This window comes from Cupriavidus basilensis (assembly GCF_029335485.1).
GTDB classification, from domain to species: domain Bacteria; phylum Pseudomonadota; class Gammaproteobacteria; order Burkholderiales; family Burkholderiaceae; genus Cupriavidus; species Cupriavidus basilensis_E.
Genome location: NZ_JARJLM010000257.1, coordinates 1 through 1,084, shown reverse-complemented (window position 1 = coordinate 1,084; position 1,084 = coordinate 1). Strand labels below are relative to the sequence as shown.

2 protein-coding genes are annotated in these 1,084 nt (G+C 63.2%); both read left to right on the top strand.

The genetic code is table 11. The features are described 5' to 3' along the window. The first annotated feature begins 9 nt into the window (after window positions 1-9). Entirely contained in the window at window positions 10-378 is a 369-nt protein-coding gene (gene rbfA / locus P3W85_RS14895) for a 30S ribosome-binding factor RbfA (RefSeq protein ID WP_006162086.1), read from the top strand. Window positions 379-492: 114 nt separating this feature from the next. Further along, the coding region (gene truB / locus P3W85_RS14890; protein ID WP_276265365.1) for a tRNA pseudouridine(55) synthase TruB at window positions 493-1,084 on the top strand (592 nt) is incomplete at its 3' end.

Here is a 1,084-nt window from a genome sequence, read left to right as displayed (position 1 = left end):
GCGTATTGAATGGCCAAGAAAGGCAATATCTCCTCTCGTAATCTCCGGATTTCCGACCAGATCCAGCGCGACCTGGCCGAGATGATCCAGCGTGAGCTGCGCGATCCCCGCCTGGGGCTCGTCACGCTGCAGTCGGTCACGCTGACCCCCGACTACGCGCACGCCAAGGTGTACTTCACGGTACTGGCGGCCGACGCCGCGGAAGTGGAAGGCATCCTGAACGAAAAGTCCGGCTATCTGCATTCGCTGCTCTATAAGCGGCTGCATATCCATACCGTGCCGACGCTGCGCTTTTTCCACGATACCTCGGTGGAGCAGGCGATCGAGATGTCCAAGCTGATCAAAGAAGCTAACTCGACCCGCGCGAAAGAAGATTAAAAAGGCGGCCCGTTTTCACGGGCCGTTTTCTTGTTCCCCAGAGACTTTGTCGTTGCCGTTGTCGCGCCTGGCCGGGGCTTTCCGAACCCGAGCCGGCGTTACATCACTCCCGTCATGACCGATCCCAAACTCAATCGCCCGCCCCGGCAGCCGCGCCGCGAGGTGCATGGTGTGCTGCTGCTCGACAAGCCGCTCGGCCTGTCGTCGAACGACGCGCTGGTGCGCGCCAAGCGTCTGCTGCGTGCGCTCAAGGCCGGGCATACCGGCACGCTCGATCCGCTCGCCACCGGACTGCTGCCGCTTTGCTTCGGCGAAGCCACCAAGTTCTCGCAGGATCTGCTCGAGGCCGACAAGACCTATGAGGCGGCCGTCCGCCTGGGCATCAAGACCGCCACGGGCGATGCAGAAGGCGAAACCATCGCGGAGCGCGCGGTGACTTGCGATATCGACACCTTGCGCGCCACGATGGCGCGCTTTTCCGGTGAAATCGAGCAGGTGCCGCCGATGCATTCGGCGCTCAAGAAGGATGGCCGCCCACTGTACGAGTACGCGCGCGCGGGTCAGACGGTGGAGCGTGCGGCACGGCGCGTCACCATTCACGACATCACGCTACTGGATTGCGGCTTGCCGCAGGCGCCCACCTTCCGCATGCGCGTGACTTGCAGCAAGGGGACCTATATCCGTACCCTGGCCGAGGACATCGGCG

Coding starts and splice junctions, on each gene's coding strand:
- rbfA (WP_006162086.1), top strand. CDS start 10: ATGGCCAAGAAAGGCAATATCTCCTCTCGTAATCTCCGGATTTCCGAC.